General features: G+C 70.2%; 14 protein-coding genes. 3 read left to right on the forward strand and 11 right to left on the reverse strand.

The window, feature by feature from the left end; genetic code table 11:
• Positions 1-2,406 carry a transglutaminase TgpA family protein gene (locus ACVBEQ_RS18470; protein WP_447154762.1) on the forward strand — a complete coding sequence of 802 codons (2,406 nt, stop codon included), beginning with the start codon at positions 1-3 and terminating at the stop codon, positions 2,404-2,406.
• 343 nt (positions 2,407-2,749) lie between these two features.
• Here the strand turns inward: ACVBEQ_RS18470 and ACVBEQ_RS18475 are convergent, their stop codons facing one another.
• The 3 genes from ACVBEQ_RS18475 to ACVBEQ_RS18485 all read right to left on the reverse strand — a co-directional run bounded on the left by ACVBEQ_RS18475 (position 2,750) and on the right by ACVBEQ_RS18485 (position 5,276).
• On the reverse strand, positions 2,750-3,130 hold the full coding sequence (locus ACVBEQ_RS18475) for a DUF3040 domain-containing protein (RefSeq protein ID WP_447154763.1): 381 nt from the start codon (positions 3,128-3,130) through the stop codon (positions 2,750-2,752).
• Between the two features lie 102 nt (positions 3,131-3,232).
• Entirely contained in the window at positions 3,233-4,531 is a 1,299-nt protein-coding gene (dinB, locus tag ACVBEQ_RS18480) for a DNA polymerase IV (RefSeq protein ID WP_447154764.1), read from the reverse strand.
• Complete coding sequence (locus ACVBEQ_RS18485; protein ID WP_447154765.1) at positions 4,515-5,276, reverse strand: class I SAM-dependent methyltransferase; 762 nt, start codon at positions 5,274-5,276, stop codon at positions 4,515-4,517. The genes dinB and ACVBEQ_RS18485 overlap by 17 nt, the downstream gene beginning before the upstream one ends.
• A 191-nt stretch (positions 5,277-5,467) precedes the next feature.
• On the opposite strand from ACVBEQ_RS18485, the gene ACVBEQ_RS18490 reads away from it, so the two are divergent.
• Positions 5,468-6,280, forward strand: coding sequence for a ParA family protein (locus ACVBEQ_RS18490; protein WP_447154766.1), 813 nt, complete (start codon positions 5,468-5,470; stop codon positions 6,278-6,280).
• A 33-nt stretch (positions 6,281-6,313) separates the two neighbouring features.
• Here the strand turns inward: ACVBEQ_RS18490 and ACVBEQ_RS18495 are convergent, their stop codons facing one another.
• Positions 6,314-6,937, reverse strand: coding sequence for an SAV_6107 family HEPN domain-containing protein (locus ACVBEQ_RS18495; protein ID WP_447154767.1), 624 nt, complete (start codon positions 6,935-6,937; stop codon positions 6,314-6,316).
• A gap of 143 nt (positions 6,938-7,080) precedes the next feature.
• On the opposite strand from ACVBEQ_RS18495, the gene ACVBEQ_RS18500 reads away from it, so the two are divergent.
• Positions 7,081-7,662 (forward strand): GNAT family N-acetyltransferase, encoded by a 582-nt coding sequence (locus ACVBEQ_RS18500; protein WP_447154768.1) that lies wholly within the window; start codon positions 7,081-7,083, stop codon positions 7,660-7,662.
• A gap of 66 nt (positions 7,663-7,728) precedes the next feature.
• On the opposite strand, the gene ACVBEQ_RS18505 is transcribed toward ACVBEQ_RS18500, so the two are convergent.
• Genes ACVBEQ_RS18505 through ACVBEQ_RS18535 form a run of 7 tightly spaced genes read right to left on the reverse strand, consistent with a single transcriptional unit; the run spans position 7,729 to position 15,593 of the window.
• Positions 7,729-9,399, reverse strand: a complete 1,671-nt coding sequence (locus ACVBEQ_RS18505) for a DUF885 domain-containing protein (RefSeq protein ID WP_447154769.1) — start codon at positions 9,397-9,399, stop codon at positions 7,729-7,731.
• Positions 9,400-9,409: 10 nt separating this feature from the next.
• On the reverse strand, positions 9,410-9,823 hold the full coding sequence (gene mnhG, locus ACVBEQ_RS18510; RefSeq protein ID WP_447154770.1) for a monovalent cation/H(+) antiporter subunit G: 414 nt from the start codon (positions 9,821-9,823) through the stop codon (positions 9,410-9,412).
• Entirely contained in the window at positions 9,820-10,080 is a 261-nt protein-coding gene (locus ACVBEQ_RS18515; RefSeq protein ID WP_447154771.1) for an MrpF/PhaF family protein, read from the reverse strand. The genes mnhG and ACVBEQ_RS18515 overlap by 4 nt, the downstream gene beginning before the upstream one ends.
• Complete coding sequence (locus ACVBEQ_RS18520; protein ID WP_447154772.1) at positions 10,077-10,679, reverse strand: Na+/H+ antiporter subunit E; 603 nt, start codon at positions 10,677-10,679, stop codon at positions 10,077-10,079. The genes ACVBEQ_RS18515 and ACVBEQ_RS18520 overlap by 4 nt, the downstream gene beginning before the upstream one ends.
• Positions 10,676-12,334, reverse strand: coding sequence for a Na+/H+ antiporter subunit D (locus tag ACVBEQ_RS18525; protein ID WP_447154773.1), 1,659 nt, complete (start codon positions 12,332-12,334; stop codon positions 10,676-10,678). The genes ACVBEQ_RS18520 and ACVBEQ_RS18525 overlap by 4 nt, the downstream gene beginning before the upstream one ends.
• Positions 12,331-12,708 carry an NADH-quinone oxidoreductase subunit K gene (locus ACVBEQ_RS18530; protein WP_447154774.1) on the reverse strand — a complete coding sequence of 126 codons (378 nt, stop codon included), beginning with the start codon at positions 12,706-12,708 and terminating at the stop codon, positions 12,331-12,333. Before ACVBEQ_RS18530 ends, ACVBEQ_RS18525 begins: the two co-directional genes overlap by 4 nt.
• Positions 12,705-15,593: a Na+/H+ antiporter subunit A gene (locus ACVBEQ_RS18535; RefSeq protein WP_447154775.1), complete on the reverse strand. Its 2,889-nt coding sequence runs from the start codon at positions 15,591-15,593 to the stop codon at positions 12,705-12,707. Before ACVBEQ_RS18535 ends, ACVBEQ_RS18530 begins: the two co-directional genes overlap by 4 nt.
• Between the last annotated feature and the right edge of the window lie 5 nt (positions 15,594-15,598).

Below are 15,598 nucleotides of genomic sequence, written 5' to 3' on the forward strand. Positions count from 1 at the left end.
ATGACGATCACAGCACCACCCGGCACCCGGGGACCGGTCCCGGATCGAGCCCTGCCCACGGCGGTTCCGGCCCGTGCGCAGGCCCCTGTCCGGGTCGACCCACCCGCACCCCCGGTGCATTTCGTGACCACCCTGATCGGCGCGCTCGCGGTGCTCGCGGCGAGCATGGCGATTCCGCCGATGATCACCGGGGACAACTGGTTCTGGCCCACTGTCGAAGTGGTGATGGTGATTTGGCTGGTCGGCGTCGGCGCCCGGCTGGCCCGCATCCCGGCGGCAGCGGCCATCCTGCTGCAGTTCGCCGGCGCTTCCGTCGCGCTGACCGCACTGTTCACCGTGGGCGGCATCGGAGGCGTCCTGCCGAACGGGGCAGCGCTGTCCGAGGCCGGCGAGTTGCTGACCGGCGCCTGGGAGCAGATCAGGTCCACGGTCTCCCCCGCCCCGGCCTCCACCGAACTGGCCTTCCTCATCACGGTTTCCATCGGCGCGACGGCGTTGATCGTGGACATCCTCATCGCCGTGTGCAGGGCGCCGGCGCTTGTCGCGCTGCCGTTGCTCTGCGTGTATTCGGTACCCGCTTCGATCGATCTGGGCATGCTGCCGTGGGAGGCGTTCGCGGCGCCGGCCATCCTCTACGCCCTGTTGCTGACGGCGAGCGGTTTGTCCGGCCGACGCCTCGGCGCGGGCGCCGGCACCGCCCAGGTCGTGTCCGGGGTCGCGCTGGCGAGCCTGGCCACCGCGATCGCACTCGTCCTCGCCTCATCGGTCACCGCCATCGGCACCGAGGGCCGGCTGCCGCGGACGGCGTCGGGACCGAGCAGCACGATCGGGCTCTCACCGTTCGCGTCATTGCGGGGCAACCTGCAGCTGAGTGAACCGGTAGACATGCTGCGTGTCTCAGGACTCGACCAGCCCCAGTACCTGCGGACCGTGGGACTCCAGAAGTGGACCTCCGGCGAAGGATGGTCGGTGGACGAACTCACCGACGGCAGCCTGCCGGCCACCCCGCCGGCCCCTGGCGCGCCGGAGATCTCGGTGACGCCCCTTGCCTACCGCGACGAGTTCCTGCCCATCTATGACGGCACCTCCTCCGTCGAGGGCGTGGGACCGGGGTGGTCCTACGACGACGCCCTGGAGTCCGTGCACCGGCCGGAGCCCGTGTCGCCCGAGCCCTACCGGATAGGAGTCGCGTTCCCCGAGGCCACCGCCGATGAGCTCCGTACCGACACCGTGACCCCCGGCGGTGTGCTGACCGAGACCGGTGAACTGCCCGAGGAAGCCGTCCAGGTGGCGGAGCGGGTCACCGCGGATGCGAAAACCCCGTTCGACAAGGCCGATGCGCTGCGCACCTACTTCACCGACCCGGGCAACGGTTTCCGTTACTCGCTGACGGTGCCGCAGGGCGACAGTGGCGACTACCTCGTCGACTTCCTGCGCAACAAGCAGGGTTACTGCGAGCAGTACGCGTCGGCGATGGCCATCATGCTGCGGGCCATCGGGATCCCCGCCCGGGTGGCGATCGGCTTCACCCAGGGCACTCAAGAGGGCGACAACACGTACCTGATCAGCAGCAACGACGCCCACGCGTGGGTCGAGGTGCGCTTCGACAACGCCGGCTGGGTGCAGTTCGACCCCACCCCGCTCGGCGGCGGCCAGGGCGGCCAGCAGGGCTTCACCGACGCGGAGGAGACGGCGCCGAGCACGTCCGCCGCGCCGGAGACCCTGCCGTCGGCAGATCTGCCTGACGACGGTCCGACGCTGGGCGAGGACGGTCCCGCGAACCAGCTCCCCGATGAGGGCCAGACCTCGGCGGCCGCCACAACCGAATCGGACCGTGGCATCCCGCCGGCACTGTGGTGGACGCTCCTCGTCCTCGGTCTGCTGGCCGCCGCGGCTGCCGGCCCGACGTTCGTCCGGAACCGCCGTCGGACGAGCAGGTTGGCGATGGCCGACGCGGGAGGACCCGGCGCGGCGGCGGCCGCCTGGCGCGAGCTGGAGGACCTGGCGGTTGATCACGGCATCGTCCTCAACCCGGCGGAATCGGCGCGGGCGACCGCGAATCGGCTGTCGAAGACCGTGCACCTGGGCGAGCAGGGCCGGGCGGACCTGCGCGCGGTCGTCACCGCCGCGGAACTCGACTGGTACGCGGGGACAGAGACGGACGCCGCCTCCGGTGCTGGACCGGGCGATGCCGCCAGCGGTCCGGTCGGCAGCGGTCCGGTCGGCAGCGGTGCATCCGGAGTGACGACATCCGGCATGACGGCGACCCGGGAGCGGCCGGCAGCCTCGTCGTCGCTGGGCGCTGCCCCACGCACGTTCGCCCGGGAACTGGCGCACGTCGCGCCGCTGTCGCCGATCGAGCGGCTCGTCCCGCGGTCGGTCCGGCCGAGCTGGTGGCGGGACTGAGCTGCGCGTCGGTGCTGAGCACGGAGCCCACGCGGGGTCTGAGCTCGTGGCGGGACTGAGCTGCGCGTCGGTGCTCAGCACAGGGCTGGTGGGCGGGGCTGAGCTGCCTGCGGGACTGAGCTGCGCGTCGGTGCTGATCACGGACCGCGGCGGGGCGGAACCGAGCCGGTGGCGAGACTGAGCTGTGCGTCAGGGCTGATTGCGGAGCCCCACGCAGGACTGAGCTTGGCAGGACCGAGCCGGCTGCGGGAATGAGCTGTCCCTCGGCCGCCGGGCGTGTGCTGCGGGCAAAACTCAACCGCGACGCCTGCGCGCCGCGGTTGGTCTGACGATCAGATTCGGTTTACTGGTTGGGTTCGTCGAAACGACGACGGAAGCGCTCTTCCATCCGATTGCTCAACCCGGGGTTCGACTTGGCGGCGTTCTTCTCGGCACCCTTCGCGGCTCGCGCGCTGGGCTGCCCGAAAACGAAGAGTCCGACCGCAGAAACCATCGTCAGGAAGCCGATGACACTGACGACGACACCTATCGCGAGGAAGCTCTGTGTCGCGATGACGCCGACGACCAGAGCTACAAGACCGGCAACGAACAAGCACCCCGCGACAATCGGACGGCGACGGCGAATACGACTGACATTGACACTGGTCGCAAACTTCGGGTCGTCCTCATAGAGCGCGCGCTCGATCTCGTCGAGCATCCGCTGTTCGTGCTCGGAGAGCGGCATGGGTTCCCCTCCTCCGGCACCTGGCCACCATGTTGAGTGGTCACATCTGACGGTCGCCAGCCGGCGACCTACTACAAGGATACGAGCAGTCTGCGCCGACCACTAGCGCGCACGGAAATCTCGCCCAGTTTCGTCCCCCGGGGTGGCAGATTCCACCCGTTTCGGATGGTCGAGCAGGGTGGCGGGGCGGATTGCGGCCGCTCCGAAACGGGCCACCGCCCGATCGACCGCACCCTCGGCTTCGCGCCAGCCCGGTCGGGCGTCGCCTGCTCCGAGTTCCAGCTGCTCCACCACCTCGTCGGCCTCCACCAGATTCTCCAGTCGGACGCCCAGCAACCGGATCTGCTGGCCGCCGGCGCTGCTCTTCCGCGCCTTGGCCAGCAGCGACCCGGCGGTGGCGTAGACGGTGTGCGAAAGGTCGGTCGCAGACTGCAGCGTCGCCGACCTGGTCACGGTGGAGAAATCCTCGAAACGCACCTTGATGCTCACCGTCCGGCCACGGACTCCGGCCGCGCGAGCCCGCCGCGCGGTTCGCTCGGCCAACGTCAGCAACTCCCGGGCGAGGAACTCCGGTTCGCCGGAGTCCGACGCGAAGGTGGTCTCGACGCCGATGGACGAGTCGGCGACCTCGGTTTCGACCGAGCGGGGGTCTCTGGCCCACGACAGGTCGTGCAGTTTGCTCCCCGACGCGCTGCCGACCAGCCGCACGAGCTGGTCGAGCGGCATATGAGCGATCTCACCGACGGTGCGGACGCCGAGCGACCCCAAACGCTCGGCTGTGCGCGGGCCGACACCCCACAGCGCGCGGACCGGCAGCGGATGCAGGAGCCCGATCACCTCGTCCGGCGGGACGATCAGCAGGCCGTCCGGCTTCGCCAGGCCGGAGGCCAGCTTGGCGACGAACTTGGTGGACGCCGCGCCGACCGTCGCCACCAGCTGCAGCTCGTCGCGGATGCGACGGCGGACCGCCTGCGCAATGGCCCCCGGGCGGCCGAATTGCCGCCCGGCACCGGAGACATCGAGGAACGCCTCGTCGACGGACAGCGGTTCGACCAGCGGGGTGACGTCGGCGAAGATCTTCATCACCGCCCGGGACGCCTCCGCGTAGGCGGCCATGTCCGGTTGGACCACGGCCACCCCACGGCACAGAGCCAGCGCCCGGGACGTCGGCATCGCTGACCGGATGCCGTGCGCGCGCGCCTCGTAGCTGGCGGACAACACGACGCCGCGTCCGCCCGTGCCGGCGACCATCATGGGGACGCCGCGGAGTTCCGGGTGCCGGCGCACCTCGACCATGGCGTAGAAGGCATCCATGTCGACATGCAAGATGGTGCAAGCACTGTCGTCGACGGCTGCGGGATCCGCCGTCACGTACCGCCCGCTGTCAGTCCGGTGGGCCACTAGTCGCACTCCCTGCGCCCTCCGGGCGGCGAGCCACCATGTGAAGGTCGGCCGCGATCTCCGTCAGCCCGGGGTGACCTGCGGCGGCGGCCTCGAGCAGTGCCAGTTCGCCGTCTCCACCGGGGGTTGCCTGCCGCGCGGCGCCGGAGACCAGGCCCGACAGGACCCCGACCCCGGTGACGGACTCCACCTGCAGGCCAGATGCCGTCAGCAGGTCGGCGAGCACACCGACGTCATACCGGCGGCGAAGTGGATCGGTGCTGCCGAAACGACCGTCGGGATCGGTGAGCAGCGTCCTGGCATCGGCGAACCGGCCGACGAGGGTCTGGCCGAGGACAGCGCCGAGGCGTCCCGCGGTGAGCACGGAGATGTAACCGCCCGGCCGGACTGCCGCCGCAACCGCGGCGACCACCGCTGCCGGATCGTCGACCTCCTCGAGCAGGTGATGGCAGAGCACCAGGTCGGCCGTCCCCGGGGGTACCACGGTGTCGAGCTGGTCGGCGTCTGCCTGGACACCGCCGACCCTGTCCTCGACGCCGGCGTCCTGGGAGCGGCGGTGCAGTATCGCGAGTGCGTCCACAGATGTGTCGATCACGGTGACGCGGCAGCCCGCCAGCGCGAGCGGCACGGCTCGCGTGCCGCTGCCCCCGCCGACGTCGACGACCTGCGACACGCCGCCGTTGACCAGTGCGGCCAACGCCACGTCCACCGGGTCGCCGCCGATCGCCCGCCGCTGATCGATCATTCGGTGTCCTCCTGAGTGTTTGTGGAGCGGCGGGTGTCGGCAGCGGGGACGCCGGTTGCGGGCGTCCTCGTGACGATTCGGTGCCCGTCGCCGACCGTCTGTCACCGACGATCTTCCCCGACTTCAGCGCAGCGTATCGGCGCGCTCGCGCCCTGCCGGAAATGACCGCATCGGACCTGTACGGTTGGCCGGTGCTCGTTGCCAGTGTGTTGAGCCTCAAGGGCGGCGTCGGAAAGACCACGGTCACCCTGGGTCTTGCGTCAGCGGCAGTTCATCAGGGGGTGAACACACTCCTGGTCGATCTCGACCCGCAGATGAATGCGACTGCGACGGTCGACCCCGAACCCCTCGGGTCGGAGAACGGCCACGCCGAACGGCGCAGCTGGTCGATCGCCGAGGTCCTCGACGATCCATCCCGCAAGGTCATCGACAAGACGATCCGGGTGTCCGCCTGGGGCGAGTCGCTGCGGATCCTGCCCGGCAGCGAGCGGACCGAGAACCACAATCACCCCGACCCGGGGTCCAAGACGTTGTTCCGGCTGGCCGGGGCGTTGGCCAAGGTCGATCCGGCACCGGACCTGGTGCTCATCGACTGCCCGCCCTCGCTCGGGCAGCTCACCCGGAGTGCGCTCGTCGCCGCTGATCGCGCTGTGCTCGTGACAGAGCCCTCGCTGTTCGCGGTCACCGGCGTACAACGGGCGCTCGAAGCCGTCCAGACGGAGAGGGTGGCGCACCGGCCCGCCCTTCAGCCGCTCGGCGTCGTGATCAACCGTTTCCGGCCGAGGGTGACCGAGCACGAGTACCGGCTCGCCGAGCTGCGGGACCTGTTCGGCCCCTTGGTGTTGTTACCGGTGCTGCCGGACCGGTCGGCTGTTCAGCAGGCCCAGGGCGCTGCGGTGCCGATCCACCAGTGGCCGACAGCCGGAGCCCGTGAGATCGCGCAGAGCTTCGACGCGCTCCTGGGTCGGCTACTCAGCACCAGCCGGCCCAAAGCCCGCCGCTGACCGCTACCGGTCCGGGCCCGGCCACCCGCCTGCTCAGGCCGGCGAGAGCGACTCCTCCACGAGGTCGATGAAGGCCGAGACCTGCCGCAACATGTCGTCGGCCTCGCGCGCCGTCACCAGCCGGTGCAGGCCGGCCTCCGCCGCCTGCCGCTTGGCCGATCCGGCAGCGAAAAACGCTGCCCACTCGGAGAACTCGGGCGCAACCTTGGTGATCAACTCCCAGGCGCTCCCCCGCCGCCCCCGGACCGGGCGTGCCCTGGCCGCGAGCACCGCGGCGGCCGCTCGCAGGGCCGCGAGATGGGCGGCCGCGTAACGGTCCGCGGGATTGGACGCGCGAATGGCCCGACCGAGGCCGCGCGAGGCATCGATCAACAGATCCCGTGCTGCCTGTGGCAGCGGCGGACCGGGGCGGGCCGGCGACATGCGCGGTGCGGACTGCGGCGGGAGCGAACCCCGCCCGACCGAGCCGCGCCCGGCAGAGGGATGACCTGCGCGCACCTCCCGAGCGCGCAGCTCTCCCGCCGCCCGCACACCCACCGCCCGGGCGCTCTCCGGTCGGCCACCCGCCGGCGAGCCGGCTATCGGCGGCAGCTCGCCCGCAGCGTGACGGACCAGTGTGGTTGCATCGAACAAACCCGGTGCTGTACCGACCGACATGCCGTTCCCCTCATCTGTTCGAACCTGTGTTCGATAGTACGCGTGTTCGAATAGGTCCGCCAGTACCTCCGTCAGGTGTCCTTACCCGGCGGGTCCCGGGGCAGCGGTTACCGCGCCGACGATGGGCGTGATGTGATGACGACATGGAGCTCTTACCCGGCCAAACCGTCCGGGACTCCGTCGTTCTCCGTCGCCTCGACCCGGATTCCTTCCGGGCCCGGACGCCCGAGCTGATCGACGTCTACCTACGGGCGATGCACTATCCGGCCGACCTCGCCGGCACCCGATCGGTGCTGTGGGAGGACCACAGCCGCCGAGTGGGATTCAGCTGCGTGGTCGCCGCCGATCCGCACGACCGGATCCGCGGCCTTGCCTACGGCTACCGCGGCGCGCCGGGTCAGTGGTGGTACTCCGAGGTGCGCAGGGGTCTGCGTTCCCACGCGGAGCGGGAGCTCGCCGACTTCTTCGAGCTGACCGAGTTGCACATCGACCCGGATTGGCAGGGCAACGGGCTCGGTGAGGCGCTGCTGCGGAGCCTGGCCGCCGATCGGCCGGAACAGCGCATGCTGCTGTCCACGCCGGAGGGCGAGAACCGCGCGTGGCGGCTCTACCGTCGGCTCGGCTTCGCCGATTTGCTGCGGAACTTCCAGTTCACCGGGGACCCGCGACCGTTCGGTGTCCTGGGTCGCGATCTACCGCTGCCACCGGCGGCCGCCGGCGGGTGAGCCGGGGGCTGCACGCAACGGTGGCCGGCCAATGGGCCGGGGGCCGCACGCAGCGCTGGCCGGCGGTCAGAGCGCCGCCAACCGGGCAGCCAGCGGGTCCAGACCCATGCCGCCCATCCCGAGCGCCGCACTGTGGAACGCCTTGAAGTCGAATGCTGCGCCGTGCCGCTGCCGGGCGGCGTCCCGGCCGGCCAGCCAGACCCGCTCGCCGATCTTGTAGGACGGCGCCTGCCCCGGCCAACCGAGGTAGCGGTCGATCTCGTCACGGCAGTGCGCCGGATCGGTGATCGTCCTGGTCAGCAGGAACTCCAGCCCCAGCTCGCCGGTCCAGCGCTCCCCCTCGTGGAAGCCTGTGCCGACCGGGATCTCCAGCTCCAGATGCATGCCGATGTCGACGACAACCCTTGCCGCGCGGAACATCTGCGACTCGAGCAGGCCGAGCAGCTGGCCGTCATTGGCCAGGTAGCCGAGCTCCCGCACCAGTCGCTCGGCGTACAGTGCCCAGCCCTCGGCGTGCGCCGAGGTGCCGGCCAGCAGACGCTGGTAGTCGTTGAGCGAATCCTTGCGGTACACAGCGGTGCCGATCTGCAGGTGATGCCCGGGGACACCCTCGTGATAGACGACGCTGGTCTCCCGCCAGGTCGAGAACACCTCGCGTCCCGGCTCCACCGCCCACCACATCCGCCCCGGCCGGGAAAAGTCGTCACTCGGTCCCGTGTAGTATGCCCCGACGCCACCACCCGGCGGTGCGATGCGGCACTCCAGTGCGCGGATCTGCTCCGGGATGTCGAAGTGCTCCTTCGACAGGTCCTGGATGGCCCGGTCAGAGAGTTCCTGCATCCACGCCTGCAACGCCGGCAGACCGACGATCTGGTACGCCGGGTCGGTGTCCAGGGCAGCGGCGGCGGCTGCCGGGTCCGCGCCGGGCACCAGGCGGTCCGCCACCTCCCGCAGCTCGGCCTCGAGCGCGAGGAACTCCTGCCAACCCCATGCGTAGGTCTCCTCCAGGTCGACCACCGCACCCAGGAAGAGGCGCGAACCGAGGGCGTACCGCTCGCGCCCGACGGCGTCCTTCGTCGGCGCGAGCGTGCGCAACTCCTCGCGCAGGAACACCGCCAGATCGGCGTACGACGCCTCGGCGGCGGCCGCTGCGGCGGCGAGATCCGCGGTCAGGGAAGGGCTTCGGCCCGCCCCGACCTGTGCTGCCAGGGCACTGAAGTACCCCTCCCCGGACACGCCCGCGTAGGTGTCGCACTGGTCCGCGCACTTGTCCACCTGCCGGACGGCCGACACCTGCCCCGCTCCCGCCGCCTGCAGCAGGCTTTGGCGGTAACCGGCCATCGCGGCCGGCACCGCGGCCATCCGGGTGGCCAGCACGGCGACCTGTTCGTCGGTGTCGGTCGGCATCAGGTCGAAGACCAACCGCACCATCTGGATCGGCGAATCGATGACGTTCAGCGCAGCGTGCAGCCAACCCGAGTCGAACACGTCCAGCTGAACCTGGAGCCGCTCGACCAGCACATCGCGGGCCAGATCGTCATCCGGGCCCTCCGACGGCGCGGACTCGAGCGCGGCCAGGGTGTCCCGATCCAGCTGAGCCAGCTCGGCAAGGCCCTCGGGCGACAGGTCGTCCAGCCGGTCGTCGTTGCCGGGAAGGCCGAGGTAAGTGGACATGGTGGGACTGAGCTGGGCGTACCGGGCGACGTAGGCGTCGGAGAGGTCGTTGATGACGGACATTCCGGGGACGCTACCGCTCCCCACCGTCGTCCCCCCGGGATTTACGCTCGGCGTTCTCGGCTGCCAGGGCATGCCCCATCTGCACCGGTCCGTCGTCGGCGGCGGATCGACCGTCGGGTTCCTCGGCGCGTTCGGTGTCGTCCTTCGCGTTGCGGTACGCGACCCGGACGGCGAGGTGGGCGGACACCGGCGCGGTGACGAACTGCAGTACCACGATCAGCAGCAGCACCCCGATCACCGCCGGGGAACCCAACCGCAGGCCGACGCCCAGCATCAACAGCATGATGCCCAGTACCTGCGGCTTGGTCGCAGCGTGGATCCGGCTCATCGTGTCCGGGAAGCGCAGCACGGCGATGCCGGCCAGCAGGGACATCAGCGCACCGATGATCAGCGCGGCGGAAGCGATCACGTCGACGGTGCTCATTGGCGATCCCGGGGCAACAACTTCGCCAGGCTCGCCGAACCGAGGAACCCGAGCAACGACACCACCACCGCGATCACCAGCGTGGTGCCGCTACGGTTCACCGCGGCCAACAACACGATGACGCCGACGAGAATCGCGAGCAGGACGTCGAGCGCGACCGCCCGATCGATCTGGGTCGGCCCGCGGACCAGCCGGATCGAGGCGAAGAGCGCGCCGATCCCGAACAGCAGGCCGCAGACCACGAGGGTGACCGTCATCGGCGCCGCCCGGTCCTCATGCCGGCCGAACCCGGATCGCCGAAGGTGTCGTCACCGAGCGCCAGACCGATTCGCCGTTCCTGTGCCAGGACCTGCTCGGCGAAGGCGTCCATCGGTTTCCGGTCGGCGTCCAGGACGTGGATGGTCAGAGTGCGGTCCTCGGAGTCGGCGTCGATGATCAGGCTGCCCGGCACCAGCGACACAGCCAACCCGGTCAGCGCTTCCAACAGATCGGAATCGGACTGGAGTTGCACCGTCGTCACCTCCGTGCGGGGCAGCCGCGGGCGCAGTGCCAGCCAGCCGACCTGCACGCTGGCGATCACCACGTCCCAGAGGAACCGCGCGAGCAGTTGGAGCATCCGCCACGGGTGCAGGCCGAACCGGAAGTGCATGGTGGGCAGCGGGAAGAGCAGCAGAATGGCCGCACTGACGGCGATCCCGATACCGATCACGACGATCGACACAGAACCCCAGAGTGCCATCCAGATCAGCACCAGCGCGGTCATCGTCATCAGGTAGGGCTGCCAGCCGCCGCTGCCGGGAATCCTCGCCCCGCGCACCCGGACCGCGCGCTCCCGAAGTTTGCGTGCGCCCGTCATGGCCCGCCCTGCCCGTCCTCGACGACACCGGGCGGCGGCGGTACCCCGGCCCCCAGCACGGCGTCGACGTACACGCTGCGATCCACGATCGACGCCGCCGCCCTGTCCGCCAAGTCGTAGATCGGCCCCGCGGCGACGGTCAGCAACAGGCTGACGGCGACGACCGCCGTGGTCGCGCCGACCATCCCGATCGGCAGCCGGGCGGCCTTCTCGCCCGCCTCGCGGCGCTTGGCCTCGCGCAGCGCCTCCCGCTGGGCCTCCCGGCGGGCGGGCAGCGAACGCCCGGATTCCGTCTCGAGCGCACCGGCGTCGCCGTCCAGCGCGATGACCTCCGGCACCGGCCGCCAGAACGCACGGCCCCAGACCCGGACGATCGCGTAGAGCGTCAGCAGGCTGGTCAGCGTGCCGCCGATCACCAGCAGCAGCGCCAGCACCCGGCCGTCGGCGATGCCTGCCTCGAACAGTCCGACCTTGCCCAGGAACCCGGAGAGCGGCGGCACCCCGGCCAGGTTCATCGCCGGGATGAAGAACAGGATCGCCAGCACCGGCGCCGCTGCGGCGAGCCCGCCGAGCCGGGCCAGCACGGTCGTCCCGGCCACCCGCTCTATCAGGCCGACCCCGAGGAACAGCGCGGTCTGCACCAGGATGTGGTGCGCGACGTAGTAGATCGCGGCGGCCATCCCGGCCTGCGAGCCGAGGGCGACCCCGAACAGCATGTAGCCGATGTGCGACACCAGGGTGAAGGACAGCAACCGTTTGATGCCCGATGACGCCACGGCGCCGAGGATCCCGACGAGCATCGTCAGCAGCGCGGCGATCATCAGCAGCGTGCCGAACGAGCCGGGTGGGAACAGCAGCGTTTGCACCCGGATGATCGCGTAGATGCCCACCTTGGTGAGCAGGCCGGCGAAGACCGCGGTGACCGGCGCGGGCGCGCTCGGATAGGAATCCGGCAGCCAGGCCGACATCGGGAAGACCGCCGCCTTGACGCCGAACGCCACCAGCAGCAACGCCTGCAAGGCCGCGACAATCCCGACCGGCACGTCGGCGAGCTTCACCGACAGGTCGGCGAGGTTCACCGTCCCGGTCGCCGCGTAGAGCATCGCGATCGCCGAGAGGAACACCAGGGAACTGAGCAGGGACACGACGATGTAGGGCGCGCCGGCCCGCAGCCGTTCCTTCGTCCCACCGAGGGTGAGCAACACATAGCTTGCCGTCAGCAGGATCTCGAAGCTGACGAACAGGTTGAACAGGTCGCCGGCGATGAACGCGTTGGACACGCCCGTCACCAGGATCAGGAAGGTCGGGTGGAAGATCGACACCGGGGTCTCCGGCGTCTCCGACGAGTCCGCCATGCCCTGGGAGATGGCATAGACCAGGACCGCCAGCGAGACGACGGTAGAGACCACCAACATGAACGACGCCAGCGGGTCGGCGACCAGCGAGATGCCGAACGGTGCGGTCCAGCCGCCGACGTGCATCACGATCGGACCGGTTGAGGCGACCTTGACCAGCATCACCAACTCGATGACGAGCTGGGTGGCCAGCGTGCCGACCGAAATGGCCCGCTGGACACGCGGTCGTCTGCTCGCGATCAGCGTCAGCCCCGCCCCGGTCAGCGGGATGATGATCGTCAGGGGCAGCAGCCAGGTCATTCCTCACCACCGCCCGGATCGTCGGCGGTCATCAGCTCGGCATCTTCTTCGTCCTTGGTGAGTTCGGGTTGCTCGGTGACCTTGTAGTTGCGGTAGGCCATCGCCAGCAGGAACGTCACGACAGCCAGGCTGATGACGATCGAGGTGAGGATCAGCGCCTGCGGTACCGGATCGGCGACAGGTTCGCCGTTGGTGGGCTCGCCCACGATCGGGGCGACGCCGTCGACGCTGGTGGACAGCAGCAGCAGGTTGATCGCGTTGCCGGCCAGCAGGAATCCGAGCAGCACCCGGATCAGGTTTCGGGACAGCATGAGGTAGACGCCCGCGGCGAACAGGCCGCCGATGGTGACCGCGAGGACAAGACTGGTCGTCATCGGATCCGCCCCGCCGACCGCTTTGCCCGCCGCTGCTCGCGCACGGCGTTGGCATCGACGTCGCGCCGCTCGAGGACAACCTGCCGGTCCAATTCGGCGCCGAGGGAGCGCAGCACGTCCAGCACCAGGCCGACCACGATGAGGTAGACGCCGATGTCGAAGATCGTCGACGTCACGAACTTGAGGTCGCCGAGCACCGGGACGGTCGCCTTGAGGATGGTGGACTGCAGCGCGTCGCCGCCGGCGATCAGCCCGTAGGCCGCCGTCGCGGAGGCGATCAGCAGCCCGAGGCCCATCATCCGGCCGGGGTCGACCGGCGCGGCCTCGCCGAGCTCGAAGGAGCCGCCGGCGATGTACCGCAGCGCCAGCGCCAACCCGGCGATCAGGCCCGCCGCGAAACCGCCGCCCGGGGCGTCGTGCCCGACCAGCAGCACGTACACCGAGAAGATCACGATGACGTGGAAGATCATCCGGGTGACCACCTCGAGCAGCAGCGAACGGCGCGGGGTCCAGTTCGTCGCGAGCCAGGGTGAGGGCTGCCGCGGCTTGACCGGATCGCCGAGGGCGGTGGGTTTGCGCGGCGTCGATCCGGTGCGGCGGACCAGGAAGATCAGCGACGCCACACCGGTCGCGGCGGCGATCAGCACCGTCAGCTCGCCATAGGTGTCCCATGCGCGGACATCGACCAGGATGATGTTGACGATGTTGCTGCCGCCGCCGTATTCGACGGCCGGCCCGGCGAGTTCGTCGGAAACCGGTGCGACGGTACGGGTTCCCGGGATGATCAGTGCGAGCGCCGTCATCAGGGCGCCGGACGCGAGGGCGATGGCGAACCGGAATCCGTTGCCCTTGCGAGACTGGTACAGCGCGGTGTCCGGCAGCCTGGTGAGAACCAGCAACCCGGCGAGCAGGGTGACGCTCTCCACCAGGATCTGGGTGAGCGCCAGGTCGGGAGCGCCGCGGAGGACGAACAGCACCGCGACGGCGTAGCCGACGCCGCCAACCATCAGCACGGCGGTCAGCCCACGCTGCACTCGGGTGACCGCGACGGCCAGACCCAGGATCACCAGCGACAGCATCAGCTCGGCCGGGGCGCCCAGCAGTTCGACGTCGGCCGGCCCGGTGGCCGCCCGGACCAGCATGGTGCCGGGGAAGGCGACCAGCACCAGCAGGATCGCGCCGAGCGACACCGGCAGCGACCCGCGCTGGGTGGCCGCGGTGACCCCGACGGCGGTCACGTCGATGCCCTTGACCGTCGCCCGGTAGGCCGCGCCCGGTTCGCCGCCCGGCCGGGCGATCTCGGAGCGACGCTCCCTGGCCCGCTGCGCGAGGAAGATCGCCGCACCGGCCGCCCAGCCGGCGGCGGACAGTGCGAGCGGCAGTTCGAAACCGTGCCAGAGCGCCATCGCGCCGTCGTGGGTGGGGCCGGCCGTCTGCGCGTAGGACTGCAGCAGCGGCTCGAGCAGTTGCGGGACGATTCCCAGCACCAGGCCGAGCGCCACGAGGACGACTGTCGGCCCGGTCATCCAGCCGGACGAGGGTTTCGGGGCCGTCACCGGCACGCCGGCCTTGTCGCCGAACGCTCCCCACACGAACCGCGCGCTGTAGGCGACCGTGACGGCGGACCCGACGGCCATCACGACGGTGCCGATGACGCCCGCGGTGCCGCCGTCGAGCAGCCCGGCGTATCCGGCCTCCTTCGCCGCAAAGCCGAGCATGGGCGGGATTCCGGCCATCGACACTGCGGCCAGGCCGGCCATCACGGCAAGCGCCGGCATGCTCCGCCGCAGTCCGGACAGTTTGGTGAGATCCCTCGTGCCGGTGGAGGTGTCGATGATGCCGACGACGAAGAACAGCGGCGCCTTGAACGTCGCGTGGGCGATCAGCATGGCCAGCCCGCCGAGCAGGGCGTCCGGATTGCCGCAGCCGATCAGCAGCGTCATCAGTCCGAGCTGGGACACGGTGCCGTAGGCGAGCAGCAGCTTGAGGTCCCGCTGCCGCAGCGCCAGCACGGCGCCGAAGAGCATCGTGCCGCCGCCGAGCGTCATCAGCAGCGGCTGCCAGAAAGGCAGCACCGCGAACGCCGGCGCGAGCCGGGCGAAGAGGTAGATGCCGGCCTTGACCATCGTCGCGGCGTGCAGGTACGCACTCGCCGGGGTGGGTGCCGCCATCGCGCCGGGCAGCCAGAACTGGAACGGGATGATCGCCGACTTGCTGATCCCGCCCACGATCATCAGCACGATCGCGGTGGTGATCAGCGGCCCCGAGGGCGGGTCGGCAAGGATCTCCGACAGGGTGAACGTGCCGGCCGTGATGCCGAGCATGACGACGCCGATCAGCATCACCAGGCCGCCGGCGGTGGTCACCATCAGCGCCTGGGAGGCGGCCGCGCGCGACGATCGTTTGCCGGTCCGGTGCGCGATCAGCAGGTACGACAGGATGCCGGTCAGCTCCCAGAAGATGACCAGCAGAATCAGGTTGTTCGCCCAGACCAGGCCGAGCATCGCCCCGGCGAACGCGAGAAGCGCACCGCTGTAACGGCCCAGACCATCGTCGCCGTCCGGGAAGTAGCGCGCCGAGTAGAGCAGCACCAGGGTGCCGATGCCGGCGATGACGAGGGTCATCACCATGGCCAGCGCGTCCAGCCGTAGGTCGATGGACAGCGACAACAGCGGCACCCATTGCAGTTCCGTGGTCCGGTCGGCACTGTCGAGCACCGCGGGGATCTGCACGGCCGCCCAGCCGGTGGTCGCCGCGGGCAGCGCCGCGAGCAGCAACAGGCCGGCCCGGCCAAGCCGTGCGCAGATCGCCGGCGAGGCCAGGGCGACCACCAGATAGGCCGCGAGGAAGGCCGGAGCCAGGGTGAACAGGTCGGCGGTACTCATGATGC

Source organism: Nakamurella sp. GG22 (genome assembly GCF_052976845.2).